This window comes from Mesorhizobium sp. B3-2-1, assembly GCF_006439515.1.
In the GTDB taxonomy this organism is placed as follows: Bacteria; Pseudomonadota; Alphaproteobacteria; order Rhizobiales; family Rhizobiaceae; genus Mesorhizobium.
This window is the reverse complement of record NZ_VFTI01000024.1, coordinates 77,947-103,715: the sequence shown is the minus strand read 5'-3', so window position 1 is coordinate 103,715 and position 25,769 is coordinate 77,947. Positions and strand designations below refer to the sequence as shown.

At 62.2% G+C, this 25,769-nt stretch carries 28 protein-coding genes; 14 read left to right on the top strand and 14 right to left on the bottom strand.

The window, feature by feature from the left end:
• Positions 1-220 (top strand): hypothetical protein (locus FJW08_RS32710; RefSeq protein ID WP_210241209.1); only part of this gene is annotated, 220 nt, incomplete at its 5' end.
• Positions 221-242: 22 nt separating this feature from the next.
• Here the strand turns inward: FJW08_RS32710 and FJW08_RS23070 are convergent.
• The 6 genes from FJW08_RS23070 to FJW08_RS23045 form a co-directional block, all read right to left on the bottom strand.
• A complete protein-coding gene (locus FJW08_RS23070; RefSeq protein ID WP_140812426.1) occupies positions 243-2,384 on the bottom strand; it encodes a VWA domain-containing protein in 2,142 nt (713 codons plus the stop codon).
• A gap of 2 nt (positions 2,385-2,386) precedes the next feature.
• Positions 2,387-2,947 carry an RNA polymerase sigma factor gene (locus FJW08_RS23065; protein WP_140812425.1) on the bottom strand — a complete coding sequence of 187 codons (561 nt, stop codon included), beginning with the start codon at positions 2,945-2,947 and terminating at the stop codon, positions 2,387-2,389.
• 122 nt (positions 2,948-3,069) lie between these two features.
• Positions 3,070-4,248, bottom strand: a complete 1,179-nt coding sequence (locus FJW08_RS23060; protein WP_140812424.1) for an NAD(P)/FAD-dependent oxidoreductase — start codon at positions 4,246-4,248, stop codon at positions 3,070-3,072.
• A gap of 104 nt (positions 4,249-4,352) precedes the next feature.
• Positions 4,353-5,090, bottom strand: a complete 738-nt coding sequence (locus FJW08_RS23055; protein ID WP_140812423.1) for a dienelactone hydrolase family protein — start codon at positions 5,088-5,090, stop codon at positions 4,353-4,355.
• A gap of 106 nt (positions 5,091-5,196) precedes the next feature.
• Entirely contained in the window at positions 5,197-5,877 is a 681-nt protein-coding gene (locus FJW08_RS23050) for a 4Fe-4S dicluster domain-containing protein (RefSeq protein ID WP_181183015.1), read from the bottom strand.
• A gap of 98 nt (positions 5,878-5,975) precedes the next feature.
• The gene (locus tag FJW08_RS23045; protein WP_140615930.1) at positions 5,976-7,550 is read right to left on the bottom strand and encodes a trimethylamine methyltransferase family protein; all 1,575 of its coding nucleotides are present in this window, start codon (positions 7,548-7,550) and stop codon (positions 5,976-5,978) included.
• A gap of 288 nt (positions 7,551-7,838) precedes the next feature.
• On the opposite strand from FJW08_RS23045, the gene FJW08_RS23040 reads away from it, so the two are divergent.
• Positions 7,839-8,537, top strand: a complete 699-nt coding sequence (locus tag FJW08_RS23040; protein WP_027046950.1) for a B12-binding domain-containing protein — start codon at positions 7,839-7,841, stop codon at positions 8,535-8,537.
• A gap of 81 nt (positions 8,538-8,618) precedes the next feature.
• On the opposite strand, the gene FJW08_RS23035 is transcribed toward FJW08_RS23040, so the two are convergent.
• Entirely contained in the window at positions 8,619-8,756 is a 138-nt protein-coding gene (locus FJW08_RS23035) for an entericidin A/B family lipoprotein (protein ID WP_140812421.1), read from the bottom strand.
• A 55-nt stretch (positions 8,757-8,811) separates the two neighbouring features.
• Here FJW08_RS23035 and FJW08_RS23030 point away from each other — a divergent pair, with 55 nt between their 5' ends.
• On the top strand, positions 8,812-9,441 hold the full coding sequence (locus FJW08_RS23030) for a DUF1638 domain-containing protein (RefSeq protein WP_140812420.1): 630 nt from the start codon (positions 8,812-8,814) through the stop codon (positions 9,439-9,441).
• 4 nt (positions 9,442-9,445) lie between these two features.
• Here the strand turns inward: FJW08_RS23030 and FJW08_RS23025 are convergent, their stop codons facing one another.
• Positions 9,446-10,366, bottom strand: coding sequence for an NAD(P)-dependent oxidoreductase (locus tag FJW08_RS23025; RefSeq protein WP_140812419.1), 921 nt, complete (start codon positions 10,364-10,366; stop codon positions 9,446-9,448).
• Between the two features lie 123 nt (positions 10,367-10,489).
• Here FJW08_RS23025 and FJW08_RS23020 point away from each other — a divergent pair, with 123 nt between their 5' ends.
• The 7 genes from FJW08_RS23020 to FJW08_RS22990 all read left to right on the top strand — a co-directional run bounded on the left by FJW08_RS23020 (position 10,490) and on the right by FJW08_RS22990 (position 17,271).
• Complete coding sequence (locus FJW08_RS23020; RefSeq protein ID WP_140812418.1) at positions 10,490-11,065, top strand: DUF4893 domain-containing protein; 576 nt, start codon at positions 10,490-10,492, stop codon at positions 11,063-11,065.
• A gap of 105 nt (positions 11,066-11,170) precedes the next feature.
• Positions 11,171-11,953: a formyl transferase gene (locus FJW08_RS23015; RefSeq protein ID WP_140812417.1), complete on the top strand. Its 783-nt coding sequence runs from the start codon at positions 11,171-11,173 to the stop codon at positions 11,951-11,953.
• 202 nt (positions 11,954-12,155) lie between these two features.
• Positions 12,156-12,458 carry a virulence factor gene (locus FJW08_RS23010; RefSeq protein WP_140812416.1) on the top strand — a complete coding sequence of 101 codons (303 nt, stop codon included), beginning with the start codon at positions 12,156-12,158 and terminating at the stop codon, positions 12,456-12,458.
• A complete protein-coding gene (locus FJW08_RS23005; protein WP_140812415.1) occupies positions 12,451-13,047 on the top strand; it encodes a methylenetetrahydrofolate reductase C-terminal domain-containing protein in 597 nt (198 codons plus the stop codon). The genes FJW08_RS23010 and FJW08_RS23005 overlap by 8 nt, the downstream gene beginning before the upstream one ends.
• On the top strand, positions 13,044-14,135 hold the full coding sequence (locus FJW08_RS23000) for a methylenetetrahydrofolate reductase (RefSeq protein WP_140812414.1): 1,092 nt from the start codon (positions 13,044-13,046) through the stop codon (positions 14,133-14,135). The genes FJW08_RS23005 and FJW08_RS23000 overlap by 4 nt, the downstream gene beginning before the upstream one ends.
• Positions 14,136-14,216: 81 nt before the next feature.
• Positions 14,217-15,191: a methyltetrahydrofolate cobalamin methyltransferase gene (locus FJW08_RS22995; RefSeq protein WP_140758244.1), complete on the top strand. Its 975-nt coding sequence runs from the start codon at positions 14,217-14,219 to the stop codon at positions 15,189-15,191.
• On the top strand, positions 15,142-17,271 hold the full coding sequence (locus FJW08_RS22990; protein WP_140812413.1) for an ASKHA domain-containing protein: 2,130 nt from the start codon (positions 15,142-15,144) through the stop codon (positions 17,269-17,271). Before FJW08_RS22995 ends, FJW08_RS22990 begins: the two co-directional genes overlap by 50 nt.
• A 69-nt stretch (positions 17,272-17,340) precedes the next feature.
• Here FJW08_RS22990 and FJW08_RS22985 read toward each other — a convergent pair whose 3' ends face one another.
• Complete coding sequence (locus tag FJW08_RS22985) at positions 17,341-18,315, bottom strand: acyltransferase (RefSeq protein WP_246682498.1); 975 nt, start codon at positions 18,313-18,315, stop codon at positions 17,341-17,343.
• Between the two features lie 335 nt (positions 18,316-18,650).
• On the opposite strand from FJW08_RS22985, the gene FJW08_RS32485 reads away from it, so the two are divergent.
• Together FJW08_RS32485 and FJW08_RS22975 are read left to right on the top strand one after the other, a co-directional pair.
• The gene (locus tag FJW08_RS32485; protein ID WP_181183014.1) at positions 18,651-18,836 is read left to right on the top strand and encodes a hypothetical protein; all 186 of its coding nucleotides are present in this window, start codon (positions 18,651-18,653) and stop codon (positions 18,834-18,836) included.
• A gap of 216 nt (positions 18,837-19,052) precedes the next feature.
• Positions 19,053-20,033, top strand: a complete 981-nt coding sequence (locus FJW08_RS22975; protein ID WP_140812412.1) for an alpha/beta hydrolase — start codon at positions 19,053-19,055, stop codon at positions 20,031-20,033.
• Here FJW08_RS22975 and FJW08_RS22970 read toward each other — a convergent pair whose 3' ends face one another.
• A complete protein-coding gene (locus FJW08_RS22970) occupies positions 20,034-20,933 on the bottom strand; it encodes a LysR substrate-binding domain-containing protein (protein WP_015317416.1) in 900 nt (299 codons plus the stop codon).
• Between the two features lie 218 nt (positions 20,934-21,151).
• On the opposite strand from FJW08_RS22970, the gene FJW08_RS22965 reads away from it, so the two are divergent.
• A complete protein-coding gene (locus FJW08_RS22965) occupies positions 21,152-21,337 on the top strand; it encodes a hypothetical protein (RefSeq protein WP_140812411.1) in 186 nt (61 codons plus the stop codon).
• Between the two features lie 158 nt (positions 21,338-21,495).
• Here the strand turns inward: FJW08_RS22965 and FJW08_RS32480 are convergent, their stop codons facing one another.
• A complete protein-coding gene (locus tag FJW08_RS32480; RefSeq protein ID WP_181183013.1) occupies positions 21,496-22,002 on the bottom strand; it encodes a hypothetical protein in 507 nt (168 codons plus the stop codon).
• A 188-nt stretch (positions 22,003-22,190) separates the two neighbouring features.
• Between FJW08_RS32480 and FJW08_RS22955 the strand changes: the two genes are divergently transcribed.
• Positions 22,191-23,129, top strand: a complete 939-nt coding sequence (locus FJW08_RS22955) for a GlxA family transcriptional regulator (RefSeq protein ID WP_348642693.1) — start codon at positions 22,191-22,193, stop codon at positions 23,127-23,129.
• 37 nt (positions 23,130-23,166) lie between these two features.
• On the opposite strand, the gene FJW08_RS22950 is transcribed toward FJW08_RS22955, so the two are convergent.
• From FJW08_RS22950 to FJW08_RS22940, 3 genes are all read right to left on the bottom strand, one after another.
• A complete protein-coding gene (locus FJW08_RS22950) occupies positions 23,167-23,952 on the bottom strand; it encodes an ABC transporter ATP-binding protein (RefSeq protein WP_140758240.1) in 786 nt (261 codons plus the stop codon).
• On the bottom strand, positions 23,949-24,722 hold the full coding sequence (locus FJW08_RS22945) for an ABC transporter permease (RefSeq protein WP_140812410.1): 774 nt from the start codon (positions 24,720-24,722) through the stop codon (positions 23,949-23,951). The genes FJW08_RS22950 and FJW08_RS22945 overlap by 4 nt, the downstream gene beginning before the upstream one ends.
• Before the next feature lie 68 nt (positions 24,723-24,790).
• On the bottom strand, positions 24,791-25,741 hold the full coding sequence (locus tag FJW08_RS22940; protein WP_140812409.1) for an ABC transporter substrate-binding protein: 951 nt from the start codon (positions 25,739-25,741) through the stop codon (positions 24,791-24,793).
• Positions 25,742-25,769: the final 28 nt, after the last annotated feature.

Genomic DNA, 25,769 nt, shown 5'->3' with positions numbered 1-25,769 from the left:
GACATATGAGCGCAAGCGATCCGATCAAATCATCTTCAGCCAAAACCTTGCAAGCAGGGGGCCGTCCACATATGAGCACCGGAAGCGCAGGAAGCCACTGTTTGCAGGCCGGCATCCCCTGAATATCAATAGATCCAAAAAAAGGCCGGCAAGGGAAGATCCCTCGCCGGCCTGCCTCACCCGCCCGTGGGCCGGCTATCAGAACGATCCCGTCATCTGAAAGAAACCGGCCGTCATCGCCACTACCGGTTACCGCCCAGCGCCGAGGCAAGGCGCACAAGCGAAAGGAACTCGGACCTGTACCCAAACGGGTCGGCTCCTCGGGCGGCAGTGGCAATCTCCATGATCTTGTCGTAGCCGAACTTCGCGGTCGCATCCTCGTCGCGCAGCTTCTGGCCGAAGGCCGCGACCGCGACGGAAAAACGCTGATCGGTGCTCGCCTGGTCGAAGGACGCCACCTCATTGGCCGAGGTCACCGGCGTGGTGATCAGCTTCGAGACGTCCTCGTTGGGCAGCTTGTAGCGGATCTTGACGAAGGCATATTCGTCCGCATTGGCAACGCCGCCATTATTCACCGTGGCCTGGCCATAGCGCAGCGGATCGATCTGCTCGCCGCCACCGCCTTTGGGCGTGATCTCATAAATCGCGGTGACCGAATGCCCCGAGCCGATATCGCCGGCATCGACGCGGTCATTGTTGAAATCCTCCCGATTGAGCGCCCGGGTCTCGTAGCCGATCAGGCGGTATTCGGAGACCTTGTTCGGATTGAACTCGACCTGGATCTTCACATCCTTGGCGATGGTGAACAACGTCGAGGAAGCGTCCTCGACCAGCACCTTCTCGGCCTCGGCCAGCGTGTCGATATAGGCGGCGGTGCCGTTGCCGTTCTGGGCAATGATCTGCATCATTTCATCGTTGAGATTGCCGCGGCCGAAGCCGAACACCGACAGGAACACGCCGGTCTTGCGCTCGCTCTCGATCAGTCGCTTCAGGTCGTCGTCATCGGTCTGGCCGACATTGAAGTCGCCGTCGGTGGCAAGCATCACCCGGTTGACGCCGTCCTTGATGAAGGACTGCTGGGCAAGCTTGTAGGCTTCCTTGATGCCGGCTTCGCCTGCCGTCGAGCCACCGGGCCGCAGATTGTCGATGGCATTGAGGATCTTGTCCTTCTCGGCAACCTTGGTCGGCATCAGCACGGTGCCGGCGTCACCGGCATAGGTGACGATCGAGATCGTATCGTCTGCCTTCAGCTTGCTGACCAGCAGCCGGAACGCCGACTTGAGCAGCGGCAGCTTGTCCGGTTCGTCCATCGAGCCCGAGACGTCGATCAGGAAGACCAGATTGGCCTTCGGCTGCTCGGTCGGCTTGATGTCGAAACCCTTGATGGCGACATGCATCAGCTTGGTGTGCGTGTTCCACGGCGTCGGCATGACGCTGACGGTCGAGTTGAACGGCGTCGATGCCGAGTCCGGCCCCTTCCAGTCGTAGGGGAAGTAATTGATCATCTCCTCGACGCGGACCGTATCGGCCTGCGGCAGGTAGCCCTGCTTCAGCGAGCCGCGCACGAAGGAATAGGAAGCGGTGTCGACATCGATCGAGAAGGTCGAGACCGGGTCTTCCAATGCGGCGTGCACCGGATTGGTCTTGAAATCCTGGACGCGGTCGCGGTTTTCCTCCTGCGGCGCGATCTGGTCCGCCGGCGCCATGGCCGGCTGCTGGACCATCAGCTTGGATTCGGCCGCCGGCATGCGGGCCACCCGCGACGTGCTGGGCGCGCCAGTGGCGCCATCCAGCGCGAATTCACCGGTCGGCGCCGGCGGTGCTGGTTCGGACAATATTCCGCGCTCCGTCGAAGTCTGCTGCGCTGCCCTGCCCGCCTGGGCCGATTCGGACTTTGGCGGTGAGGCCGGAGCCACGAGAGCATCGGTCGCATCGCGGCTTTCCACATCCGCGTCGGCTTTCTTGTCCTTGGTCGGCGCAGTGGTCACGGTCGGCTCGTCGGCGGCCCGATCTCCCGGTGCCTGCTTGGCCAATGGCGTCAGCGTTGCCGGCTTGTCGGCCAGCGTCTCGGTGATCTTTTCGTCGCCGCCGAACGGTGACGGCTGTTCCCTCAGAATATGGAAGGTGGCGTATCCGGCGATCGGCAGGGCGACGAGCCCGGCAAGGGCCGGCGCGGCAATGAGTTTCTTTTGCATGATCTCGCTCCAGAGCTTTTGTGCTCGCTCTGTGAGACGAAGGCCGCCGACCGATCCTTGGGTGACTTCGGAAATATTTTCCTGATCGTAGGCGCGCAGGGCAGCCTCGAAGGCACGCGCCTTCGCGCTCTCGCCGGGTGCGGGTATTGCTGCGTCGCGCAGCTTCCTGAGTTCGTTGTCGTCGACCATCGTCACACTTCCCCGGCTGAACGCATCAACGTCTTCAGCCGTTTCTTCGCTTCATGGATGTGCCAGGAAACCGTCGTCTCCGAGATCGCCATCGCCTCGGCGGCGGCCGCGTGGCCCAAGCCTTCGCCATAGACAAGCATCACGGCATCGCGCTGCTTGTCCGGCAATTGCCGCACCGCCGCCCAGAGCGCCTCGGCGGGGTCTTCGCTCTCGGCCGGGACCTCGCCCGAAATCAGCGCATGGACGCCATAGGCCTCGGACTTGACCGTCTCGCGCGCGGTCTTGCGCATCATGTCGCGCGTGGCGTTCATCGTCATGGCATAGAGCCATGTCGTGAACGCGCCGCCGCCGCGATAATCGCGGATCGCCTTGCCGAGCCGGACGCAGACTTCCTGGGCGATGTCTTCCGCATCGGCCTTCCTGCCGCACCAGCGATAGGCGGCGCGATAGACGAAGTCGTAGTGGCGCTCCAGCAACTTGCCGAAAGCCCCCCGGTCTCCGCCCTTCGCCCGCCCGATCAGTTCGGCGTCGGAGGCTTCGCTCTCATCCAGCATCATCGCCATCATTTGCCTGTTGGACGAAGGCTAATGGCTAATCCTTGGGGTGATGGAAAGATTTTTTCGAACAGGGACTTTTGCAGCTGTTGGCAGGTTGAGATTCAGGTCAGGCCGGCTTCACCTGAATGTCAACACGCCTGGCCCGCCGCCCAGCCCGACGACCACGCCCATTGGAAATTATAGCCGCCGAGCCAGCCGGTGACGTCGACGACCTCGCCGATGAAAAACAGGCCCGGCACCAACTTCGCCTGCATCGTCTTCTGGTCGAGGCCGTTGGTGTCTACCCCGCCTAGCGTCACTTCGGCGGTCCGGTAGCCCTCCGAACCGGCCGGCTTGATGCGCCAGTCGTTGACCGCGGCCTCGACAGCTTTGATCTGGGCCTCGGAAAGATCGGCAAGATTGCCGTCGAGCCCGGTTCGCTCGGCTATCGCCTGGGCCAGCCGTTTCGGCAAATGATTTGCGAGCACGGTCTGCACCGCTTGCCGGCCATTGCCACGCCTGGCGGCGCGGACGAGCTCAGCCACATCCGTGCCTGGCAGCATGGCGATGCGGATTTCATCACCCTCGCGCCAATAGGATGAGATTTGCAGGATGGATGGCCCGCTGACGCCGCGATGCGTGAACAGCATCGCCTCGGAAAACCGTGTCTTGCCGCAGGCAATCTCGGCGTCGACGGCGTTTCCGGCCAGGGGCGAAAGCCGCTCGAGCGTCTTTGCATCGAAGGTCAGCGGCACCAGGGCAGGCCGCGTTTCGACGACGGCAAGGCCAAACCGGTCGGCAAGCTCGTAGCCGAAGCCCGTCGCGCCCATCTTTGGGATCGACTTGCCGCCACAGGCTACGACCAGGGACTGGCAAGAGACCGGGCCGGTGGAGAGCGTGAGGTCGAACCCTTCCTCGGCTTTGCTGATAGTCTCAACGGAAGTCGACAATACCAGCTCGGCGCCCCTGCCCCGCATTTCCGAGACCATCATGTCGATGATCTGGCGCGCGGAGCCGTCACAGAACAGCTGCCCCAATGTCTTCTCGTGATAGGCAATGCCGTGACGTTCGACGAGCGCAATGAAGTCGCGTTGCGTATAGCGGCTGAGCGCCGAGATGCAGAAATGCGGATTCCTGGAGATAAAATTCTTCGGGCTCGCATGGACGTTGGTGAAATTGCACCGGCCGCCGCCGGAGATGCGGATCTTTTCGCCAGGTGCCGCCGCATGATCGAGGATCAGCACCGAACGGCCGCGCTTGGCGGCCTCCACGGCGCACATCATTCCGGCGGCGCCGGCGCCGATGATCACGACATCATAGGATTGCATCAGGTTGATCGTTCCCGCATGACCCCGCGCCGCACCAGCCGGGCGAGCCGCTCATCCCGCCTGATACCTCCAATGTGCCGTGCGGCCAACAGGGGGGCGAAGGCTCAGACCAGCGTCTCGGCGAACAAGTCAGTCAATCGCTTCCAATGCCGCTCGGCACCGGCTGCATTGAAGACGCTGTGGTCCGGCACGCACCAGCCATGTGCCATGCCGACATAATTCTCCATCAAATGGTCGACATCAGCGTTCCGCAGTGCCTCTTCCAGCCGCGTCGACTGTTCCGGCGGAAAGCTCCGGTCGACCCCCGCCATGCCGACATAGACGCGCGCCTTGATGGAAGCCGCCTTGCGGTGCGGACTGTCGGCCGCATCGCTGGCGAGATTGCCGCCATGAAAGCTGGCGGCGGCCTTGATCCGGTCTGGGTGGGTCGCGGCGGCGTTGATCGCCCGCGCACCGCCCATGCAATAGCCGACCGTCCCGATCGGCCCCGTAACGCCTTCGCCGGCGAGCGCCTCGAGAAACGCGCCGCTGTCGCTGATGGTCATCTCCTGCGTCGTGCCGGTGACCAGCGCCATCAACGCCGCCTTGGTCTTTTCCTCGGTGAAGGCGGTCTTGGCGTCGAACGGACCGTAAGGCGCGTTGCGATAGAAGAGGTCGGGCACCAGCACCGCATAGCCCTCGCCCGCCAGCCGTTCCGCCATCTGGTCAAGCGCCGGGCGCGGACCGAAGGCGTCCTGGTAGAGAATGACACCGGCCTTGGCTGGAGAAACCTTGGCCGAACGGAACAGGCCCGCCTTCGCCACACCGTCACGGGTCTTGATCTGAAAGTCCTGCTTCGTCATTGCCTGCTCCGTTGATCAGATGCGCGATACATATCCGCGCAAGCAGCCACGGCAAGGCGTTCCCCGGGCCCGCCAGTCAACATTTCGTGGGGGATCGCGTGAGGCGCTAAAGACCGGCGAATGCAGCCATATGGAAGGCTTGAACCTCTGCCGGATAGCGGTAGCTTGTGCCATAGGGGCAGGCGTTGCGATCGAGGCAACCGCCAGTGCGGCACGGCTCGCCATTCGCCCCCCGCACATGGGCCAGGCAGGCTTGGTAGGCGAACCCTTCCGAGGAATAGGCATCGACCGGGCAGGATTTCAGACAGGGTTTATCGACGCATGTATCGCAGAGATGGACCGGCTCGCGGGGCTCGGGAAGCGCTATCTCTTCCTCGAACAGCAACGCGCCGCGATAGGCGTGCCAAAGCCCGTATTGCGGATGCATGAGGATCCCGAGCGGCGACGGCCTCAGCCCCTCCGCCCGAACAGCCCATTGCTGGAACGGCAGATAAGGCTTGTCCGACGGCGAAACGGCGCGCGCGCCAAACCTTTCTGCCACAGCGCCAATCACCTGGCGCGACCAGGTATCGAGCGGATTGGCGATCGCCTGCGGCTGCTGTTCCCGCCAGCGCAGGAAATGCCGCCAAGGCGCGGCACCCGCCTGCCCCACCAGCAGGACAGACTTTGCCGGTGCGCCCAACGCGCCATGAGCGATACCCTCGTGATCGGGAAAAAGAAAACCGCCACGCAAGATGAGGCCGTGGGCGCCAAGCGCGGCCGTGATCTCCTCGATCATGCCGCGCACGCAAATCATCCCTTCTTGTCCGGATCGGAGAAGGCGCTCCGCCAGACTTCCTTGTGGATGATGTTGGCGACTTTAGCCCCGCCTGACTCGGGCTCCTTTCAGGTGAAGGCGTCGGGCATCGACCCCTTCTTCTTGGCGATGAAGTCCTTCAGGGCTTCGTCGATGCCTTCATCGAGGTGCGGCGCCTCATAAGCCTCCAGCCAGCGCCGCGCGAGATCGTTGGCGCGCTGCGGCGCGGTCTTCTGACCCTCGGCCAGCCACTGCTCGTAGGAGTTGTTGTCGGCGATCGACGAGCGGTAGAAGGCGGTCTGGAAATTGGCCTGGGTGTGGTCGCAGCCGAGATAGTGGCTGCCCGGCCCGACCTGGCGGATGGCGTCCATCGCCTGGCCGTTTTCCGAAAGATCGACGCCCTCGGAGAATTTTTGGGTCATGCCGAGCTGGTCGATGTCCATCATGAATTTTTCGTAGCAGGACGCCAGGCCGCCTTCGAGCCAGCCGGCCGAATGCAGCACGAAATTGGTGCCGGCGAGAATGGTCGAGTTCAGCGTGTTGGCGCTCTCATACGCCGCCTGCGCGTCCGGCACTTTCGAGGCGCAGAGCGAGCCGCCGGTGCGGAACGGCAAGCCAAGACGGCGAGCGAGTTGCGCCGCGCCATAGGAGACCAGCGACGGCTCCGGCGTGCCGAAGGTCGGCGCGCCCGATTGCATCGAGATCGACGAGGCGAAGGTGCCGAACAGCACCGGCGCGCCCGGACGGATCAGCTGCGTGAACGATGCGCCGGCCAGCACTTCGGCCAGGACCTGTGTCAGCGTACCGGCCACCGTCACCGGGCTCATCGCGCCGGCGAGGATGAACGGTGTGACGATGCAGGCCTGGTTATGCCGCGAATAGACTTTCAAGGCGCCAAGCATGGTTTCGTCGAACACCATCGGTGAATTGGCGTTGATCAGGCTGGTCAGCACAGTGTTGTTCTCGACGAAGTCGTCGCCGAAGACGAGCTTGGCCATCGCCACCGTGTCCTCAGCGCGCTCCGGCGCGGTCACCGAACCCATGAACGGCTTGTCGGAATATTTGATATGCGCGTAGACCATGTCGAGATGGCGTTTGTTCACCGGCACGTCGACCGGCTCGCACACCGTGCCGCCCGAATGGTGGATCGACGGCGCCATATAGGCGAGCTTCACGAAATTCTGGAAATCCTCGATCGTCGCATAGCGCCTGACACCATCGAGATCGCGCACGAAGGGCGGACCGTAGACCGGCGCAAACACGGTCGCGTTGCCGCCGATCTGCACCGAGCGTTCCGAATTGCGGGCATGCTGGGTGTAGATGGGCGGCGCGGTCTTCAGGAGCGAACGGCAGAGCCCCTTGGGAAAATGCACGCGCTCGCCCTTGACGTCGGCTCCGGCCTCTTTCCAGAGCTGCAGCGCTTCCGCGTCATCGCGAAAAATGATGCCGATTTCCTCGAGCACCGTGTCGGTGTTCTTCTCGATCAGCGCCAGGCCTTCCTCGTTCAGCACTTCGTAGACGTTGATCTTGCGCTTGATGTAGGTGAGCTGGGTGCCCGGGCCGCCGCCGGAGCGCGCCGCGCGCCTTGCCGCTGCTCCGCCGCTGGCGCCGCGCCCACGCCGCGCGTTTGACGCTTCCTGGTCGACTGCCGCGTGTTCGCTCATGATCGCTCTTCCCTGAATATGGCCTGCCTGACTATGGCCGGTCCGTAACCGTTGCGGCCGCATGGCGCGGCTTTCGCCGGATCGTAGCCATGCACCCTATTCGAAACGGCCCGTCCGCGCCAACGCCTGTCGCAAAATCGACAAGAAATCCGATAGATTTTCCAGTCGCTTTCCTTTTGCGGGAAGTCGCAAATCAGCTATGGATACCCGCCCGTTGCGGGTTAGGTATGAACGCCATTATTTTGTGCCTTGCGACACAGTCGCGATGCCGTGAGGAGCTGGATTAAAATGTCCGACGACGAGATTATCCTTTCCGAACTTTCCGACGATGAGTTGGTGCAGCAGATGCACGACGATCTCTATGACGGTCTGAAGGAAGAAATCGAGGAAGGCACGCGCATTCTGCTCGAGCGCGGCTGGGTGCCCTACAAGGTACTGACCGAAGCGCTGGTCGAAGGCATGCGTATCGTCGGCGAGGATTTTCGCGACGGCATCCTGTTCGTTCCCGAAGTGCTGTTGTCCGCCAACGCCATGAAGGCCGGCATGTTCATCCTGCGCCCGCTGCTCGCCGCCACAGGCGCGCCGAAACAGGGCAAGATGGTGATCGGCACCGTCAAGGGCGACATCCATGACATCGGCAAGAACCTCGTCGGCATGATGATGGAAGGCGCCGGCTTCGACGTCATCGACCTCGGCATCAACAACGCGGTCGAAAAGTATCTCGATGCGATCGAGCAGCACCAGCCCGACATCATCGGCATGTCGGCGCTGCTCACCACCACCATGCCCTACATGAAGGTCGTCATCGACACGATGAAGGAAAAGGGCATTCGCGACGACTATGTCGTGCTGGTTGGCGGCGCACCGCTCAACGAGGAATTCGGCAAGGCCGTCGGCGCCGATGCCTATTGCCGCGACGCCGCGGTGGCGGTCGAGACCGCCAAGGACTTCATGAAGCGCAAGCACAACGTGCGTGCTTCGGCCTGATCCAAGGCATCAGGACGACGAAAAAGAGCCGCGCCTTGCAGCGCGGCTTTTTTGTTCCCAGATGAAGGAGGTGGCTGCCGATCAATTGGCGACAGTGTCTTTGACCGCCCTCGCGGTCGATTTGACATCCTTGCCGACACCCCGAATGGTGTTGGCGCAGGCCGTGAGTGCGAGCGCGCAGGCAAGGACAACCATCGGCGCTACCCGTAGCAGTTTCATGGACGGTGTCTCCCTCGACAGATAAATTAACCCCGCAGCGAAAAGCCGGCTCGACTTGGTCAAGACGAAAAAAACGAAACCGAATCAGACAGACAGGCTGCTCGTCATCGCCTGCGGGATGATTGCGCGCGAGGTGTTGGCCGTCAAGGAACGGCTCGGGCTGGATCACCTCGAATTGACGTGTTTGCCGGCGGAATTCCATTTCTATCCCGACCGCATCGCACCGGCCATGGACAAGGCGATCGAGAAGGCCAAGGCGGAGGGTTATGAGCACATCTTCGTCGGCTATGCCGATTGCGGCACCGGTGGCCTGCTTGACCGCGTATTGGAGAAGCATGGCGTCGAGCGCATGGCCGGCCCGCATTGCTTCGCCTTCTATCAAGGCATGGACGCCTATGCGAAGGTTGCCGACGACGACATGATGTCGTTCTACATGACGGACTTCCTGTGCCGCCAGTTCGATGCCTTCTTCATGAAGCCGCTCGGGCTGAACAAGCACCCGGAGCTGATCAAGGACTATTTCGGCAATTACGAGAAGCTGATCTACCTTGCGCAGACCGACGATCCGGAACTCGACAAGGTCGCCGAAAAGGCCGCCGCCCTGCTTGGCCTTACCTATGAGCGCCGCTCCACCGGTTTTGGCGACCTGACGCCGGGCCTGGCGCGGGCGGCCGCGAACGCCTGACGGCTCAGCTCCCGTCTTCGGCTGCCAGCGCCGCCAGCACGTCGGCAAAGCTGGTCCTGCACTCAAAACCCAGACTGTCCCTCGCCCGCGATGTATCATAGACCCGGTCGATCGAGGAAAACATCGTCCAAACTTTGCGCGCATAAAGCATGGGAAACTCGGGAAAATAACGCGCCACGACCGATGGAGCGTCTGCGATCAAGTCCGCGCAATCTTCGGGCTGGAACGGCGTTGGCGCGCAGACGATGAAGATGTCGAAGCCGAGCTCCGGTGCCTTCTCCAATGCAGCGACATGTGCCTGCGCCGCGTCGTCCACCGTCAGCCGCCGAAACAGCAATTCGTTCGCCTTGGTGTTGGCGTCCGACTGCTCGATCGCATGCGCCATGTCGTCGGCCTCGGGGAAGAAACGTGCCGTGCGCAGCACTACCACCGGCAGCCCATGTTGAAGGTGATAGAGCCGGCAGAGATGTTCGGCGGAGAGCTTGGTCACCCCATAGATGTTGCGCGGCTCGGGCGACATCGCTTCCGTCAGCCACGCCGCCTTTCGCGCACCGCCCTTGAAGCCGTCGCGTATCGCCTGCGAGATCATCAACGAAGTCGTTGACGTGAAGACGAAGCGTTGCACGTTGGCCGCCACCGCCGCATCGAGCAAGTTCAGCGTGCCGTGCACGTTGGTGGCGACGAAATCGCTGTTGGCGTGGCTTTCTATGTCGGGCTTGTGCAGCGCGCCGCTGTGAATGATGGCTTCAGTTCGATTGTCCCTGACCGCTCGCATGACCAGATCGCGATCGGCGATCGAACCGACGATCCGCGTTTCGGCCGATGGAACGGGATCGAGGCCGGTGACGTCATGTCCAAGCCCGCGCAGCAGCGGCGCCAACGCGCTTCCCAGCCAACCCGACGATCCCGTGAGCAAGATTCGCATTCGTCACACCATGAATTTCGACCGTGACGCTGTTAAGCACGGATGACAGGCGCCAGCGACCCGGTAAGTTATGCACCAGACGGCAGCGGCGCCGTTCCAGAACAAAAAACAGGGAATCCTTTGATGAACCTTCGCCCCTTGCTTGCCGCCCTTGTTTTCCTCTGCTGCGTTTTGCCCGCCCTTGCCGATGGTCAAGTGCAGAAACTGATCACCGCCGCCGACAAGGAGCGGCTCGACAAATATGGCGACATCCGCAAGGCGGCGCTCGCCGAGGCAGAGGCGGGCGACCCCGCCGAGGTCGAGCAACTCGACGCACTGCTGGCCAAGCCGCTGGCCGCCTTCTCCGACAAGGACCTCACCGGCAGCTGGCGGTGCCGCACGATCAAGGTCGGCGGGCTGAGCCCGCTCGTCATCTATGGCTGGTTCAAATGCAGAGTGACCGATGATGGCTCCGGCTGGCGGCTGGAAAAGATCAGTGGTTCGCAGCGCACCCGGGGCCGCTTCTTCGACGATGGCGACAAGCGCTCGATCTATCTTGGCTCCGGCTCCGTCAACGACGACCGGGCAAAGCCCTATGGCAGCGGCTCGCAAACCGACCAGGTCGGTTACGCTTTCCGCAACAGCGCCAAGGAATGGCGCATCGAATTCCCCGCTCCCTACTACGAATCGAAGCTCGACATCATGGAGTTCAAGCGCTGATAGGCATCTTCATGCCCTCGTAAGGCTTCCGGCATACCAAGGATTAACCCACCTGCCCTAAGGTCCCAGCCACATCAGCCGGTCCGTGGAGCTATGGCAAGATCAATGGCAGCGTCGCAATCCAATCCGCGACCGATTGTAGTCGTCACCGGTGGCGGCGCACACGTCTGGGCCATGATCAACGACCTCACCGACCGCGTCGGCCCTGTCAGCGTCGTCCTCGAAATCCCTGAATCCAAAAAACAATTGCTGCGCGGCCGCGCCCGGCGCCAAGGCTGGATCTCCGCCATGGGCCAGCTCGGCACGATGGTGCTGAGCAGGCTTGGCAAACGGCTTAATGTCAAACACGCCGCCCGGTTGATTGCCGAGGAGAAGCTTGAAACGGAACCGCGGCAAGGCCAGGTCATCGTCCATGTGGCGTCCGCCGACAGCCAGGAATGTCTGCAGGCGATCGAGACGATCAAGCCTGGTGTCGTGCTGCTCAACGGCTGTCGGCTGATTTCCAGGGAGATGCTGGGTAAAATGCCTTGTCCGGTGCTCAACTATCATGCCGGCATCACGCCGAAATATCGCGGCATGAATGGCGGCTATTGGGCGTTGACGTCAGGCGATCCGCAGAATTTCGGCACGACCGTCCATCTGGTCGATGCGGGAGTCGACACCGGCGGTGTGCTGAAGCAGGCGCGCGGCAAGCCGAAACAAGGCGACACCATCTCGAGCTATGCGCTACGCCAGACGGCGTTTTCGCGCGATATCTGCGTCGAGGCGGTCAGCGACGCGCTGGCCGGAAAACTCGCGACGTTCGATCCAGGCCTGCCATCGAAACAGTGGTACCACCCGACGATCTGGTTCTACGTCTGGAAAGGGCTGAGAACCTGCATCTGGTAACGCATCCGGCGTCGGAACAGCGCAAACTCCGCCGCCATTACTGCTGCATCGACCCCGTCGCGACATGGGTCGCAAACGAATAAACCCACCTTTCATTTTACGACATCGAAATGCGTCGCTTTTGAATGCGCGCGCGTCGTCCCATAACAAGCAGCCTTTCGACGCTTGCGGCAATGCTCGGAATATCGAGGAGCGAGAATTCATGGCCGATCTTATCGTCGTCTACTGGCGCGACATCCCTGCCCAGATCATCGTCAGGAAAGGCCGGCAGAACGCCAAGCGCGAACTGCCCTTGCGCTTCACCGAGGCGATCGACATGTGTGCCATGCGCACCGGCGCCGGTGGCACCGATGACTATCTCGCCGAATGGCGCAAGGCCGATCCGGTTCCGGTCGGTGACGATCTCGAAGCCGAGGTCGAAAAGGCGTTCCACGAACTTGACGCGAAATACGACCGCGAGCGGCTGGTCGCTCTGGTCAAGGCGGGCGGAAAAGAAAATGTCTGACGAGAACCCGGCGGTTACCCAGGCCACGCTGGTCAAGAAGGCAGCGCCGAAATCCGACTACAAGCCGGCCGACGTGTCGCCGCAGCGCCGCGTACAGCGCTCGTTCGCGGTGAGATTATGGTCTGTTCGGCACTCGCGATTGCTCGAATGGTTTTATGCCCGTTTTTCCGACGCCTTCCTGCTGCTGCACCCCTTGTGGAAGGGCATCGGTTATGGCCGCGTCGAAGCTCCGATCAAATTCGTCGAAAAGCGCGTCAAGGGATTCATGTTCGACTGCCGCATGTGTGGTCAGTGCATCCTGTCCTCGACCGGCATGTCGTGCCCGATGAATTGCCCCAAGCAGTTGCGCAACGGCCCTTGCGGTGGCGTGCGCGCCAACGGCAATTGCGAGGTCGAGCCCAATATGCCCTGCGTCTGGGTCAAGGCCTGGGAAGGTTCGCAGAACATGGTCAACTCCGACAGGATTCTCACCGTGCAGAAGCCGGTCGATCAGTCGTTGCGCGAAACCTCGGCCTGGCTGCGGGTGACCGCGCAGGCCGCGGCAGCCCGTGAAACCGCCCCTGCCGCGAAGACCGGAGCCTCCGCATGATCGGCCGCCAGCTCGACGAAAATCCGGCCGGCATCCATTTGCCGCTCGATCCCCTGCCCGGCCACACCTCTCGCGGCCGGCTGGAGCGGGTGCTCAGGCGCGGCGAGTTCGCGGTGACGACCGAGCTCAACCCGCCCGACAGCGCAGATCCCGAGGACGTCTACAACCGTGCGAAGATCTTCGACGGCTGGGTCGACGCCATCAACGCAGTCGATGCGTCCGGCGCCAATTGCCACATGTCCTCGGTCGGCATCTGCGCATTGCTGACCCGCATGGGCTATGCGCCGATCATGCAGATCGCCTGCCGCGACAAGAACCGCATCGCCATTCAGGGCGATGTGCTGGGGGGTGCTGCAATGGGCGTCGCCAACATGCTGTGCCTGACCGGCGACGGCGTGCAGGCCGGCGACCAGCCGGGTGCCAAGCCGGTGTTCGATCTCGATTCGATGTCGCTGCTCGAGACCTGCCGCATCATGCGTGACAACGGCAAGTTTCTGTCCGGCCGCAAGCTGACGACGCCGCCGCAGCTGTTCCTGGGCGCTGCAGTCAATCCGTTCGCGCCGCCCTTCGACTTTCGCCCGATCCATCTCGGCAAGAAGATCACCGCCGGCGCGCAGTTCGTGCAGACGCAGTATTGCTTCGACGTGCCGATGTTCAAAACCTTCATGCAGAAGGCCCGCGATCTCGGTCACACCGAAAAGGTGTTCATCCTGTGCGGCGTCGGCCCGCTCGCTTCCGCCAAGACGGCAAAATGGATCCGCTCCAACGTGCCCGGCATCCATATCCCCGACACCGTCATCAAGCGGCTGGAAGGCGCCCAGGACCAGAAGAAGGAAGGCAAGCAGCTCTGCACCGACATCATCAACGAGGTGAAGGAAATTCCCGGTGTCTCAGGCGTCCATGTGATGGCCTACCGTCAGGAAGAATATGTCGCCGAGATCGTCGACGAATCGGGCGTGCTGAAGGGCCGCCAGCCATGGAAGCGTGAGATCCGCCGCGACGACCAGATGGTCGCCGAACGGCTGGATCACATCCTGCACGACGAAATTACCGAAACCCAGGTGGATATGGTGAAGACCGCGCATTGAGAGCGCTGCGCGATCACCATTCGCTTGATCGACAACAGATAACGATATAAAGAACTCTTTATATCACGACGGAGAGATTTCATGACCCGGACCATCGTCGCCTCGGCGACACGAGAAATCATCATCGGCTTCGACCAGCCCTTCTGCGTGATTGGCGAACGCATCAACCCGACCGGCCGCAAGAAGCTCGCCGCCGAGATGGTGGTTGGCAATTTCGAGACCGTCATCAAGGACGCGCTGGAGCAGGCCGCATGCGGCGCCACCATGCTCGACGTCAATGCCGGCGTCACCTCGGTCAACCCGAACGAAACCGAACCTGGCCTGCTGGTGCAGACGCTGGAGATCGTCCAGGGCCTGGTCGATCTGCCGCTCTCGATCGACAGCTCCGTCAGCGCCGCGATCGAGGCCGCGCTGAAGGTCGCCAAAGGCCGCCCGCTGGTCAACTCCGTCACCGGCGAGGAAGAAAAGCTCGAGGCCATCCTGCCGCTGGTCAAGAAGTACAACGTGCCCGTCGTCGCCATCTCCAACGACGAGACCGGCATTTCGATGGACCCGGATGTGCGCTTCGCCGTCGCCAAGAAGATCGTCGAGCGCTGCGCCGATTTCGGCATTCCGGCGCATGACGTCGTCGTCGACCCGCTGGTCATGCCGATCGGTGCGCTTGGCGATGCCGGACGCCAGGTGTTCGCGCTGCTGCGCCGCCTGCGCGAGGAACTCAAGGTAAACACTACCTGCGGCCTGTCGAACATCTCGTTCGGCCTGCCGCACCGCCATGGCATCAATGCCGCCTTCATCCCGATGGTGATCGGCGCCGGCATGACCTCGGCGATCATGAACCCGGTTCGGCCGCAGGAGATGGAAGCCGTGCGCGGCGCCAACGTGCTGAACGGCACCGACGAGAACTGCACCAAGTGGATCAAGACCTACAAGGATTACAAGCCGGCCGAAGGCGGCCACGCGGTGGCGGCGCCGACAGCGGTCAATGCACCGGGCGAAGGCGGCGGCAATGGCAGCCGGCGGCGCGGCGGTCGTGAAGCCCGGATGGGCCGGGGATAAGCGCGCAATCGTGAATTCACCTGCAAATATTACCGATCCGCTCGTGCTGTTCATGCCGTCAGGCAAGCGCGGGCGGTTCCCTGTCGGCACGCCGGTGCTCGACGCCGCGCGCCAGCTCGGCGTCTATGTCGAGAGCGTGTGCGGCGGACGCGCTACTTGCGGGCGCTGCCAGATCGAGGTGCAGGAAGGCAATTTCGCCAAGCACAAGATCACCTCCTCGAACGATCACATCTCGCCCAAGGGCCCCAAGGAAGAGCGCTACGAACGCGTGCGCGGCCTGCCCGAACGGCGCCGCCTCTCCTGCTCCGCCCAGATCCTCGGCGATCTCGTCATCGACGTGCCGCAGGATACCGTCATCAATGCGCAGACCATCCGCAAGGATGCAGACACCAGGGTGATCGCCCGCGATACCGCCATCCGCATGTGCTATGTCGAGATCGAAGAGCCCGACATGCACAATCCATCAGGCGATCTCGACCGGCTCAAGATCGCGCTGATGAAGGACTGGGGTTTTAAGAACCTCGAATTCGACTTCTATCTGCTGCCGCAGGTGCAAGGCATATTGCGCAAAGGCAACTGGACCGCGACAGCCGCCATCCACAAGGATGCCGACAGCGACATCGCGCGCGTCATCGCGCTGTGGCCTGGCCTCAAGAACGAGGCCTATGGCCTGGCCTGCGACATCGGCTCGACCACCATCGCCATGCATCTGGTGTCGCTGCTGTCGGGCCGCGTCGCCGCCTCGTCCGGAACGTCGAACCCGCAGATCCGCTTCGGCGAGGATCTGATGAGCCGCGTCTCCTATGTGATGATGAACCCCGATGGCCGCGAAGGCATGACGGTTGCCGTCCGCGAGGCGATCTCCGGCCTCGTCGACAAGGTCTGCGCGGAAGGCAATGTCCAGCGCAACGACATCCTGGATTCCGTCTTCGTCGGCAATCCGATCATGCATCACCTGTTCCTCGGCATCGATCCGACCGAACTCGGCGGCGCCCCCTTCGCGCTCGCCGTCTCGGGCGCCGTGCGCATCAAGGCCTCCGACATAGGCCTCAAGCTCAACCAGGGCGCGCGCCTCTACATGCTGCCTTGCATTGCCGGCCATGTCGGCGCCGACGCGGCGGCGGTGACGCTGTCGGAAGGCCCGCATCGCCAGGATGAGATGATGCTGATCGTCGATGTCGGCACCAATGCCGAGATCGTACTCGGCAATCGCGCGCGTGTTGTCGCTGCCTCCTCGCCCACCGGTCCGGCCTTCGAAGGTGCCGAAATCTCCGGCGGCCAGCGTGCCGCGCCAGGGGCCATCGAGCGCGTGCGCATCGATCCCGACACGCTGGAGCCGAAATACCGCGTCATCGGCTCGGAACTGTGGTCCGACGAACCGGGCTTCCTCGACAGCGTGCAGGCGACCGGTGTCACCGGCATCTGCGGCTCTGGCATCATCGAGATCGTCGCCGAAATGTATCTCGCCGGCATCATCTCGGAGGATGGTGTCGTCGACGGATCGCTTGCCGCGCGCTCGCCGCGCGTCGTCGCCAACGGCCGCACTTTCTCCTATATGCTGAAGGAAGGCGAACCCAAGATCACCATCACCCAGACCGACGTGCGCGCCATCCAGCTTGCCAAGGCGGCGCTCTATGCCGGCACCAAGTTGTTGATGGAAAAGCAGAACACCGAGCATGTCGACCGCATCCATTTCGCTGGTGCCTTCGGCTCCTTCATCGATCCGAAATACGCCATGGTGCTCGGCCTTATCCCCGATTGCGATCTCGACAAGGTCTCGGCCGTCGGCAACGCTGCCGGTGCCGGTGCCCGCATGGCGCTGCTCAATCGTGGCTATCGCCGCGAGATCGAGGAGACGGTGAGCCAGATCGAGAAGATCGAGACCGCACTGGAGCCAAAATTCCAGGAGCATTTCGTCTACGCCATGGCGCTACCCAACAAGGTCGACCCGTTCCCGAAACTGTCGGCGGCGGTGAAACTGCCGCCACGCAAGACGGTGAGCGAGGATGGCATCGCCGGAGATGCAGCACCGCGCCGACGCTCCCGCGAAGGCCATGCTGCTCGGCGCAGTCGCGACTGACGCTTCAGGCCATCGCGGTCAGATTCACGAGTCCCGTGCAAGTGGGGTCTCTTGTCCGAGCTTGGAGCCTTAGGGGCGCGAGGGGTGCAGCGCCCGGATGAGCGGCTTTTCGACGACCAGATAAAGCATCGCCGAGAACGCAAGGCTGAGAACGACGATCACTGCCGGCTGCAGTGCCGGCAGCATGCCGAGCCGCAAGGTGATGCCGGTCAGCGCGACGCCCATCAGGGCGTGCCAAAGATAGATCGAATAGGAGGCCTCGCCGAGGAAGTTGAACAAGGCCACAGGCCTGAATGGCCGAGCACGTTCGGCAAAGACCGCGCCCGTCACGATCAGCATGGCCGGGATGCCCCAGCGCAGTACGCGCGGCATATCGGCATCCGCCACAGGGGTGACGGCAAGCAGAAGAAACCCTCCAACAAGCAGCGTCAGGGCCAGCGCAAACGAGAGCCGAACGTCCTGGACCCACAGGCGTCCGACAATGACACCGGCCGCGAACTCGAGCACGATCGGGCTGGTGAAGGAGCGTGGATATCCGTCAGGCAAGACAAGATGCAGCGCGACGATGATGGTGAGAACGCCGACGAGCACGCTCAAACGCCATCGTTCGCCCAGAAAAAGAGTCAACGCGAAAACGAGATAGAACATCATCTCGTAACTCAGCGTCCAACCCTGGAGGACGATTGGGTGCAATGCGCCGTTTTCCCGAAGCGGCAAGAAGAACAGCGAGCGGCCGAGATTCAGCGGACTGAACAGATGATCGTAAAAAAACTGCGGCTTGATCAGCATGGCTGCCGCAATCAGCAAGGTGACGATCCAGTAGAGCGGCACGATGCGGGTGATCCGGCGGCTGATGAAGCCCGCTGGATCCGCCGGGCGGCTCGCCGTCGTCACCCACATGATGAAACCGCTGATCACAAAGAAGATGTCGACCCCGGCGGCGCCGACCGAGAACGGGCCGCCGAACTGCTCGCTGACGTGGAAGCAGACCACGGCGCTCGCGGCCAACGCCCGCAGGTATTGAATACTATGGATACTCGGCACGATGACTCCCGGTCATGGTTTCCGTATTTGCGCTGCAGCGCACACTTCTTCTGCTGCACTGCACAATTACGGGCAGTTGCGGGGCGACTTGTCAACCACTTTCTGTTCGAGTCGCAGCGCACCACCGCGCGAGGACATGGAATTTTTCGGAGCCTGAAAACGGCTTCAGCGCCTCGGAAACTCATTTGTATGCAATGTTTCCAGATCAGGTGGATCTTGAAACGAACGCTCTATTTTCGCGAAATCTATCCGATACATGTCAGGCGCATTTACCCCGCATCGAACGGCGGCCGAAGACAGTCCTTGGCCAGCGCCGTTCATCAAGGGAGATGAAAATGTCGATGTTCGAAAATCTCGGCCGCTTCGGTGTGGCCATCAGGCAAACCCATGCCAGGAACAAGGCGATCCGCGCGCTGAACAGTCTTCCGGCGCATGTCCAGAAGGACATCGGCTGGCCCGCATCGCCGCCGAACGATCCGCAGGCCACGCTTGCCTCGCTGCTTCTGGGGACGACGCGCTGATGACCTTCTCCGAGAAATGCAAATTGCTCGGCCTCCGCCGGGGACCTCGTACGTTCCCGACGGCCAACAACCGGCTGCGCGCGGCACTTCTGCCGCGCCACTGATCACACCAGCGTGTGGACAAGGCGCTGATCTTGACATCTTTGGCCGGGGCACGATCTTCAAGAGCGAAGGGGAATTCTCTTAGTCGGCTGCAGCCGAAGTCCGTGTATCCGCATGCCAAGTTTGAAAAGCCACGTCGTGTCCTTCGTGCTCAGGTACAGCCGCAAGCAGGCCTTTTCCAGCCCGGAAAACCTGCAGCGCTGGATCGCGGCCGCGCGCAAAACCGAGGATCACCATCCGCCGGCCGCGCTGAAGCAGCGTTACGACATCCAGACGCGCACCGTTGACGGTTTCCCGGTCTACGAAATCGCCCCCAGGGCTGGAGAGCACAAACGGATACTCTACCTGCATGGCGGTGCCTATGTCTTTGAGATTACGCCTTATCACTGGTATCTGATCGCCGACATGGCCGAGCGGCTGGGCTACGGCATCACCGTGCCGATCTATCCCATCGCCCCGGAACACGATTTCCACGCCATGTTCGGCATGGTCGGCGCTGTCTATCGCCAGATGCTCGACGAGACAGAGGCGGAGGACATCATCTTCATGGGCGATTCCGCGGGCGGCAACATGGCCGTGGTACTGACCATGATGGCGGCGGAAGAGGGTTTGTCCGTACCCTCGCGTCATGTGCTGATTTCACCCGGGCTCGACGTCTCGCTCGCAAACCCCGAAGTGTTCGAGGCGGAGCGGAACGATCCATGGCTGGGCATTGCCGGTGGGCGGGAGGCAATCCGGCTCTATAGTGCCGGCATGGATCCGACCGACTGGCGCATCAGCCCGGTCTATGGCGAACTGTCGGTATTGCCGAAGACATTGCTCCTGACGGGCTCCCGCGATCTTCTCACGCCCGACAATCTGATCTTTGCACAAAAAGCCCGCGCCGCCGGTGTCGAGGTGGAGTTGGTCTACGAGGAAGGCATGTTCCACGTTTGGCCGTTGATCGACATGCCGGAAGCGCGGCGCGCGCGCCAACACATCGTCGCTTTCCTGAGCGAGAGCCCCTCGCCGATCGTTCAAGGCACGGCGGCAAGGTTCAAAGCGCCCTCCGAAGAGGTGGCGGAGCAAGGCCTTCGGTCCGAGTATCCCGGATGATCAGAACTTGCCGGTTTCCCGAAACACCTCGAAGGTCGCGCGAATGTGGTCGGCAACGGCCTTGACCGGCGCGCTGGCGTCCGGCGCCACCACCATGGCAAGATTGTAAGTGCCGATATCGGGCATTCCGTCCTTCGGGCAGAGTTCGACCATGTCGTTGCCGAGGAACGATCTCGGCAGCGGCGCGACCGCAAGGTCTGCCATGATCGCGGCACGCTGGCCTGCGGTATGGGCGCTCATGTAAGCGACGCGATAGTTGCGGCCCTCGCGGCCCAATGCTTCGAGCGCACCGGCCCGCCAGGCACAGCCTTCTTCCCACAAGGACACCGGCAGCGGTTCACGCAGATGCGCGCAGCCGCCCTTGGCGCCGGCCCACACGATCGGCTCGGTCAAAAGCACCTCGGCGCCGAGCGCGCTGGTCTTGTAGGAGTTGGTCAGAAGCGTGATGTCGAGCGCCCGGTCGTCCATGCGCCGACGCAGATTGCTGCTCTGGTCGATGGTGACGTCGACGGCGATCGAGGGATGCGACTGCGCGAAACGCTTCAGCACATGCGGCAGCACGCGCTCGCCATAGTCGTCAGGTGAGCCGAGCCGCACCACGCCGACAATGTCGGGGATGATGAACTTCGACACCACCTCGCGGTTGATCGACAAAAGCCGGCGGGCATAGCCGAGCAGCATCTCGCCGTCCGTGGTCAGCGTCACCGAACGCGCGTCGCGCGCGAACACCGAGCGGCCGAGAATGTCTTCCAGCTTTTTGATCTGCATGGAGACCGCCGACGGTGTGCGGAACACCGCATTGGCCGCGGTGGTGAAACTGCCGGTCTCGGCAATCGCCACGAAAGTGCGCAAAACATCGAGGTCGAGTAGCGGCAGCGGGTGATTGAGTGGGGCGTTCATGGCGATCAGCCTTCAATTTTTCTGATACAAAGCATCATTCCATTTCGTTTGATTGAACATCAGATCAGGAGCATAGTCAACTCCATCGAAGCAGCATGCTGCCAGAAGCGGTCACGAAACGCCCACGGCGCAGACCTGCATTCGACGTGAAATGAAGCTGAAACAGACTGACGTAACGCATTGCCGGCGCCTCCCGCGCCGCTGCAAAGGAGATCGAAATGTCTATCCTGTCGTCCCTCGGCCGCATCGCGACCGAATTCAGCGCGGCCCGCGCCCGCTACCAGACCGAACGCGCCATCCGTTCCCTGCCGATCGAGTTGCAGAAGGACATCGGTTGGCCGGAAGCTTCCGACACCAAGACCGGCATTCGCAATGGCGTCGGATCCTGGGCTGGAGTAAAGTAGATCGTGTGTACCCCGTGCTGAAGGCCTGCCGCGCAACCCGCCCGGCAGGCCTTCTCTATTTTATTTGTATTCAAATGAATTCAGGAGCCATGCTGCCGCCGCATGGCGCATATGAGCAAGCCGCATGGCAGCTCGCTTTTGAAGCTAACCATCTGTAACTATTCGTAAATATTGAGAACACCACCCACACCCTGCCCAAATTTGTCGCATTCGGTGTCGTTTTTCATATCAAGCGCTTCGCTTTTGCGATTTAGTTTCTGCTTACACGAGCCTATATCAGCGCCAGCAAACGAGCTGCCCCACTCCATCAAGCGAAGGCGACCCGTCTGAGCAACCGATTGGAGATGATCATGAAGCTTTTTGCCCGCCTCTTCGCACGCCGCGAAATGAACTTGACCACGGCTCTCGAGCGTCAGCGCCTTGCCAAGACCATGCCTGGCCAGACCGGCGCCATGGCTGCCGCGCGTCTCGGCTTCGTCGCCTGAACTGCGTAAAAAATAGCGAATACAAAGATATCTCCAGAGCCGTGCTCCCTGCCACGGCTTGAGAGTTGACTGCCGCCGCTTCGGTTCCGCCGAGGCGGCGTTTATCTCGTTGCGCTTCCATCGCCTTTTCACAACCTGGCGGTGGCCTAGTTTGAGCAGCACCGCGCGGCGATTGTCCATTTGCGACCCATGTCGCAAATTTAATCTTGCCAAAGCCGTCTAGCCAATTGACAGGAATGGTTTTTCCTGATGACGCTATGCTATTCGCGACATCCTGTTCGCGTCATGGCCAGATGAGGTTCCCCGTGAACGCCGTCAAGCATCCGATCAAGCGATCGTTTGTGTTCTTCCTTGTCCCCGATTTCACCATGATCGCTTTTGCGACCGCGCTAGACCCGTTGCGCTCCGCCAATCGGATGCTCGGCTACGAGGCCTATTGCTGGCGTCTCGCCAGCATCGACGGCAAACCCGTGCGCGCCTCGAACGGCGTGGAGTGTGCGGTCAACACCTCGCTCGAGGAGGAACGCAAGAAGATGGCAGGGCCGGATCGCCCCAACATGGCCATCGTCTGCAGCGGCATCAATGTCGAGCGCTACCAGAACAAATCGGCCTTTGCCTGGCTGCGCGAGGAATACAACCGCGGCGTCGCCGTCGGCGGCCTGTGCACCGGTGCGCATATCCTCGCCGCCGCCGGGCTGTTGTCGAACAAGCGCTGCGCCATCCATTGGGAAAACCTGCCGGGCTTTTCCGAGGCCTTCCCGAAGGCCAATGTCTTTGCCGACCTGTTCGAGATCGACCAGAACATCTACACCTGCGCCGGCGGCACCGCCGCGCTCGACATGATGCTGAAGCTGATCGGCGACGATTTCGACGAGAACCTCGTCAACCGCGTGTGCGAGCAGGTGCTGACCGACCGTGTGCGCAGCCCGACCGACCGCCAACGCCTGCCGCTGCGTGCCCGCCTCGGCGTGCAGAACTCGAAAGTGCTGACCATCATCGAACTGATGGAGGCCAATTTGTCCGAGCCGCTGTCGCTGATCGAGATCGCCGACCATGTCGACTTGTCGCGCCGCCAGATCGAGCGCCTGTTCCGGACCGAGATGGGCCGCTCCCCAGCCCGCTACTATCTCGAAATCCGCCTCGACCGCGCCCGGCATCTCTTGATCCAGTCGTCGCTGCCGGTGGTCGAAGTGGCGGTCGCCTGCGGCTTCGTCTCGGCCTCGCATTTCTCGAAATGCTATCGCGAGCTCTACGCCCGCTCGCCGCAGCAAGAGCGCGTAGACCGCAAGCAGTTGCTGGCGGCCTGATCCAAACCATACGCGCGAACGACCGAGCCGCGAGCGGTTAGTGCGCGTCTGCCGTCCGCATCGCCTCGACGCGGATGTCCTCGGTCAGCCGTGCCTTCAACGCCGAGAATTCCGGACTGGTCTTCAGCGTGTAGTGGCGCGGATGCGGCAGGTCGATGGCGACATCCGACTTGATGCGGCCGGGCCGCGCCGTCATCACGATGACCCGCGAGGCCATGAAGATCGCCTCCTCGATATCGTGGGTGACGAACAGCACCGTCTTCTTGCGCCGTTCCCATATGCCTAGCAGCAATTCCTGCATTAGCCCGCGCGTCTGGTTGTCGAGCGCCCCGAACGGCTCGTCCAGCAACAGGATTTCCGGATCGTTGGCCAGTGCCCGCGCTATCGCCGTGCGCTGCTGCATGCCGCCGGAAAGCTGCTTCGGCCAATGGTTCTCGAATCCCTTCAGCCCAACGAGATCGACATAGGAGGCAACGATCCCGTCCCTCTCCTCTTCGGCCATGCCGCGTTCGCGCAGGCCGAAGGCGATGTTTTCGGCGACCGTCAGCCAAGGGAAAAGCGTGTAGGACTGGAAGACCATGCCGCGGTCCGGTCCCGGCCTCGTCACCGCCTTGCCATCGAGCAGAACGCGGCCTTCGCTTGGCGCCTCCAGGCCGGCGACGATCCTCAACAGCGTCGACTTTCCGCAACCGGACGGCCCCAGTATGGTGATGAAATCATTCGCCGCGACCGCCAGGTCGACCGGCATCAGCGCCCTGACCGGCTCTCCGCCGCGCACGCCGGCAAAAGTCCGGGAAACGCCCTCGATGAGAAGCTTGCTCACGCCAGGCTCCACGGAAAGAGCCAGCGGTTGAACGCCTTGAAAGCGAAGTCGGACAACAGCCCGATCAGGCCGATGACGATGATGCCAAAGATGATCTGACCGGTCGCCAGCCGCGATTGGCTGTTGATGATCATGTAGCCGATGCCGGACGACGAACCGATCAGTTCGGCAACGATGACATAGGTCCAGGCCCAGCCGAGCACCAGCCGCAACGTCTCGGCGATCTCGGGCGCGTTGGCCGGCATGATCACCCGCCTGACGATGCCCTTTCCGGTCGAGCCCAGCGTATAGGCGGCCTCGACCAGGTCGCGCCGCGTGGAACCCACCTTGACGGCAATGATCAGGATGATCTGGAACACCGAACCGACGAAGATGACGAGCAGTTTTTCCAGTTCGCCAATGCCGGCCCACAGGATGAGCAGCGGAATGAAGGCCGACGCCGGCAGATAGCGGGCGAAGGAGACGAAGGGCTCCAGAAACGCTTCCACCGGCTTCCAGGCGCCCATGGCGATGCCGAGCGGCACGGCGACGACCGAGGCCAGCACAAAGCCGCCGAAGACCCGCCAGATGGTGATCAGTATGTCGAGCCAGAAACGGTCCTCGACCAGCAGCCGCCAGCCGTCCCGCAGCATCGACAGCGGGTCGGCGAGGAAGATGCGGTTGACGTGGCCGCCAAGCGTGATCCAGGCCCAGAAGGCCACGAACAGCACGAAGAAGGAAATGCCGAGCACTGTTCGCAGGCTCGGTGAGACAGGATGCAAGGGGCGCATCTTCGTCCTTTGTCAGGGGGAAGGCGGCGGCGCTCTGCGCCACCGCACGATGCCCAGGGGTTGAACCGTCAATTCGCCATGGCGCTGGTGTCGGCCAGCGTGGCGACGTCGGGCGCCTCCTTGATCAGCCCCATCTGCAGCAGCAGTGCACCCGCGGTCTTGGAAAAATCCTGGAATTCCTTGGTGAAGAACTGCTTGTTCTCAGCCTTGTCGGCCCATTTCAGGTACTTCGCCGAATCCTCGAATTCCTTGGCCGACTGTTTCACGTCGGCGCCCATGATCTCGTAGGATTTCTGCGGATCCTTCTTGATCATGTCGAGAGCATCGAAATAGCTGTCGGCAAGCGCCTTGGCGGCGTCGGGATTGGCCTTGAGGAATTCGGGCGTACAGCCGACCGTGTCGAGAACCATCGGATAGTCGAGCGTGGTCGCCAGGATATGACCCTGGTCGGCCTTGTCGCGCACGGCCGAAAGGAACGGCTCATAGGTGACCGCCGCATCGTTCTGGCCGGCGAGGAAGGCTTGCGCCGCCGCGTCAGGCTCGAGATTGACGACCGTCACGTCCTTGGTCGACATGCCGTTTTTGTTGAGCACCCAGGCGAGCAGGAAATAGGGCGACGTGCCTGGCGCCGAGGAGGCGACGGTCTTGCCCTTGAGATCGGCGACGGTCTTGATGTCGTTGCGCGCGACGATGCCGTCGGCGCCATAGGATTTGTCGAGCTGGAAAATCTGCTTGGTGGCCACCCCGCTGGCGTTCCAGACCAGCCAGGTCTCGACCGTGGTGGCGGCGCATTGCAGGTCGCCGCTGGCGATGGCGAGCGGACGGCTGGCCTGCGGCACCTTTTTCAAGGTCACGTCGAGGCCATGCTTCTCGAACAGCCCTGTCTGCTTGGCGAGCGTCAGCGGCGCGAATCCGGTCCATCCGCTGATGCCGATGGTAAGTGACGTGGCGGCCATCGCCGGCGCGGTCAAACCCGCGGCAAGCGTCAATGTCGCGGCAAAGACGGTTATCCTGTTCATGTCGGTTCCCCTTTTGTTTCTCTGGGGG

Excerpts from the sequence above, each read along its gene's own strand:
- FJW08_RS23010 (WP_140812416.1), top strand. The coding sequence starts at position 12,156 with ATGGCCGATCTTATCGTCGTCTACTGGCGCGACATCCCTGCCCAGATC.
- FJW08_RS23070 (WP_140812426.1), bottom strand. The coding sequence starts at position 2,384 with ATGGTCGACGACAACGAACTCAGGAAGCTGCGCGACGCAGCAATACCC.
- FJW08_RS22990 (WP_140812413.1), top strand. The coding sequence starts at position 15,142 with ATGGCAGCCGGCGGCGCGGCGGTCGTGAAGCCCGGATGGGCCGGGGAT.
- FJW08_RS22975 (WP_140812412.1), top strand. The coding sequence starts at position 19,053 with ATGCCAAGTTTGAAAAGCCACGTCGTGTCCTTCGTGCTCAGGTACAGC.
- FJW08_RS22995 (WP_140758244.1), top strand. The coding sequence starts at position 14,217 with ATGACCCGGACCATCGTCGCCTCGGCGACACGAGAAATCATCATCGGC.
- FJW08_RS22940 (WP_140812409.1), bottom strand. The coding sequence starts at position 25,741 with ATGAACAGGATAACCGTCTTTGCCGCGACATTGACGCTTGCCGCGGGT.
- FJW08_RS22945 (WP_140812410.1), bottom strand. The coding sequence starts at position 24,722 with ATGCGCCCCTTGCATCCTGTCTCACCGAGCCTGCGAACAGTGCTCGGC.
- FJW08_RS22965 (WP_140812411.1), top strand. The coding sequence starts at position 21,152 with ATGTCTATCCTGTCGTCCCTCGGCCGCATCGCGACCGAATTCAGCGCG.
- FJW08_RS23045 (WP_140615930.1), bottom strand. The coding sequence starts at position 7,550 with ATGAGCGAACACGCGGCAGTCGACCAGGAAGCGTCAAACGCGCGGCGT.
- FJW08_RS23005 (WP_140812415.1), top strand. The coding sequence starts at position 12,451 with ATGTCTGACGAGAACCCGGCGGTTACCCAGGCCACGCTGGTCAAGAAG.
- FJW08_RS23015 (WP_140812417.1), top strand. The coding sequence starts at position 11,171 with ATGGCAGCGTCGCAATCCAATCCGCGACCGATTGTAGTCGTCACCGGT.
- FJW08_RS23040 (WP_027046950.1), top strand. The coding sequence starts at position 7,839 with ATGTCCGACGACGAGATTATCCTTTCCGAACTTTCCGACGATGAGTTG.
- FJW08_RS23025 (WP_140812419.1), bottom strand. The coding sequence starts at position 10,366 with ATGCGAATCTTGCTCACGGGATCGTCGGGTTGGCTGGGAAGCGCGTTG.
- FJW08_RS22970 (WP_015317416.1), bottom strand. The coding sequence starts at position 20,933 with ATGAACGCCCCACTCAATCACCCGCTGCCGCTACTCGACCTCGATGTT.
- FJW08_RS23055 (WP_140812423.1), bottom strand. The coding sequence starts at position 5,090 with ATGACGAAGCAGGACTTTCAGATCAAGACCCGTGACGGTGTGGCGAAG.
- FJW08_RS23000 (WP_140812414.1), top strand. The coding sequence starts at position 13,044 with ATGATCGGCCGCCAGCTCGACGAAAATCCGGCCGGCATCCATTTGCCG.
- FJW08_RS32480 (WP_181183013.1), bottom strand. The coding sequence starts at position 22,002 with ATGGACAATCGCCGCGCGGTGCTGCTCAAACTAGGCCACCGCCAGGTT.
- FJW08_RS23060 (WP_140812424.1), bottom strand. The coding sequence starts at position 4,248 with ATGCAATCCTATGATGTCGTGATCATCGGCGCCGGCGCCGCCGGAATG.
- FJW08_RS22955 (WP_348642693.1), top strand. The coding sequence starts at position 22,191 with ATGATCGCTTTTGCGACCGCGCTAGACCCGTTGCGCTCCGCCAATCGG.
- FJW08_RS23035 (WP_140812421.1), bottom strand. The coding sequence starts at position 8,756 with ATGAAACTGCTACGGGTAGCGCCGATGGTTGTCCTTGCCTGCGCGCTC.
- FJW08_RS32485 (WP_181183014.1), top strand. The coding sequence starts at position 18,651 with ATGTCGATGTTCGAAAATCTCGGCCGCTTCGGTGTGGCCATCAGGCAA.
- FJW08_RS23020 (WP_140812418.1), top strand. The coding sequence starts at position 10,490 with ATGAACCTTCGCCCCTTGCTTGCCGCCCTTGTTTTCCTCTGCTGCGTT.
- FJW08_RS23065 (WP_140812425.1), bottom strand. The coding sequence starts at position 2,947 with ATGGCGATGATGCTGGATGAGAGCGAAGCCTCCGACGCCGAACTGATC.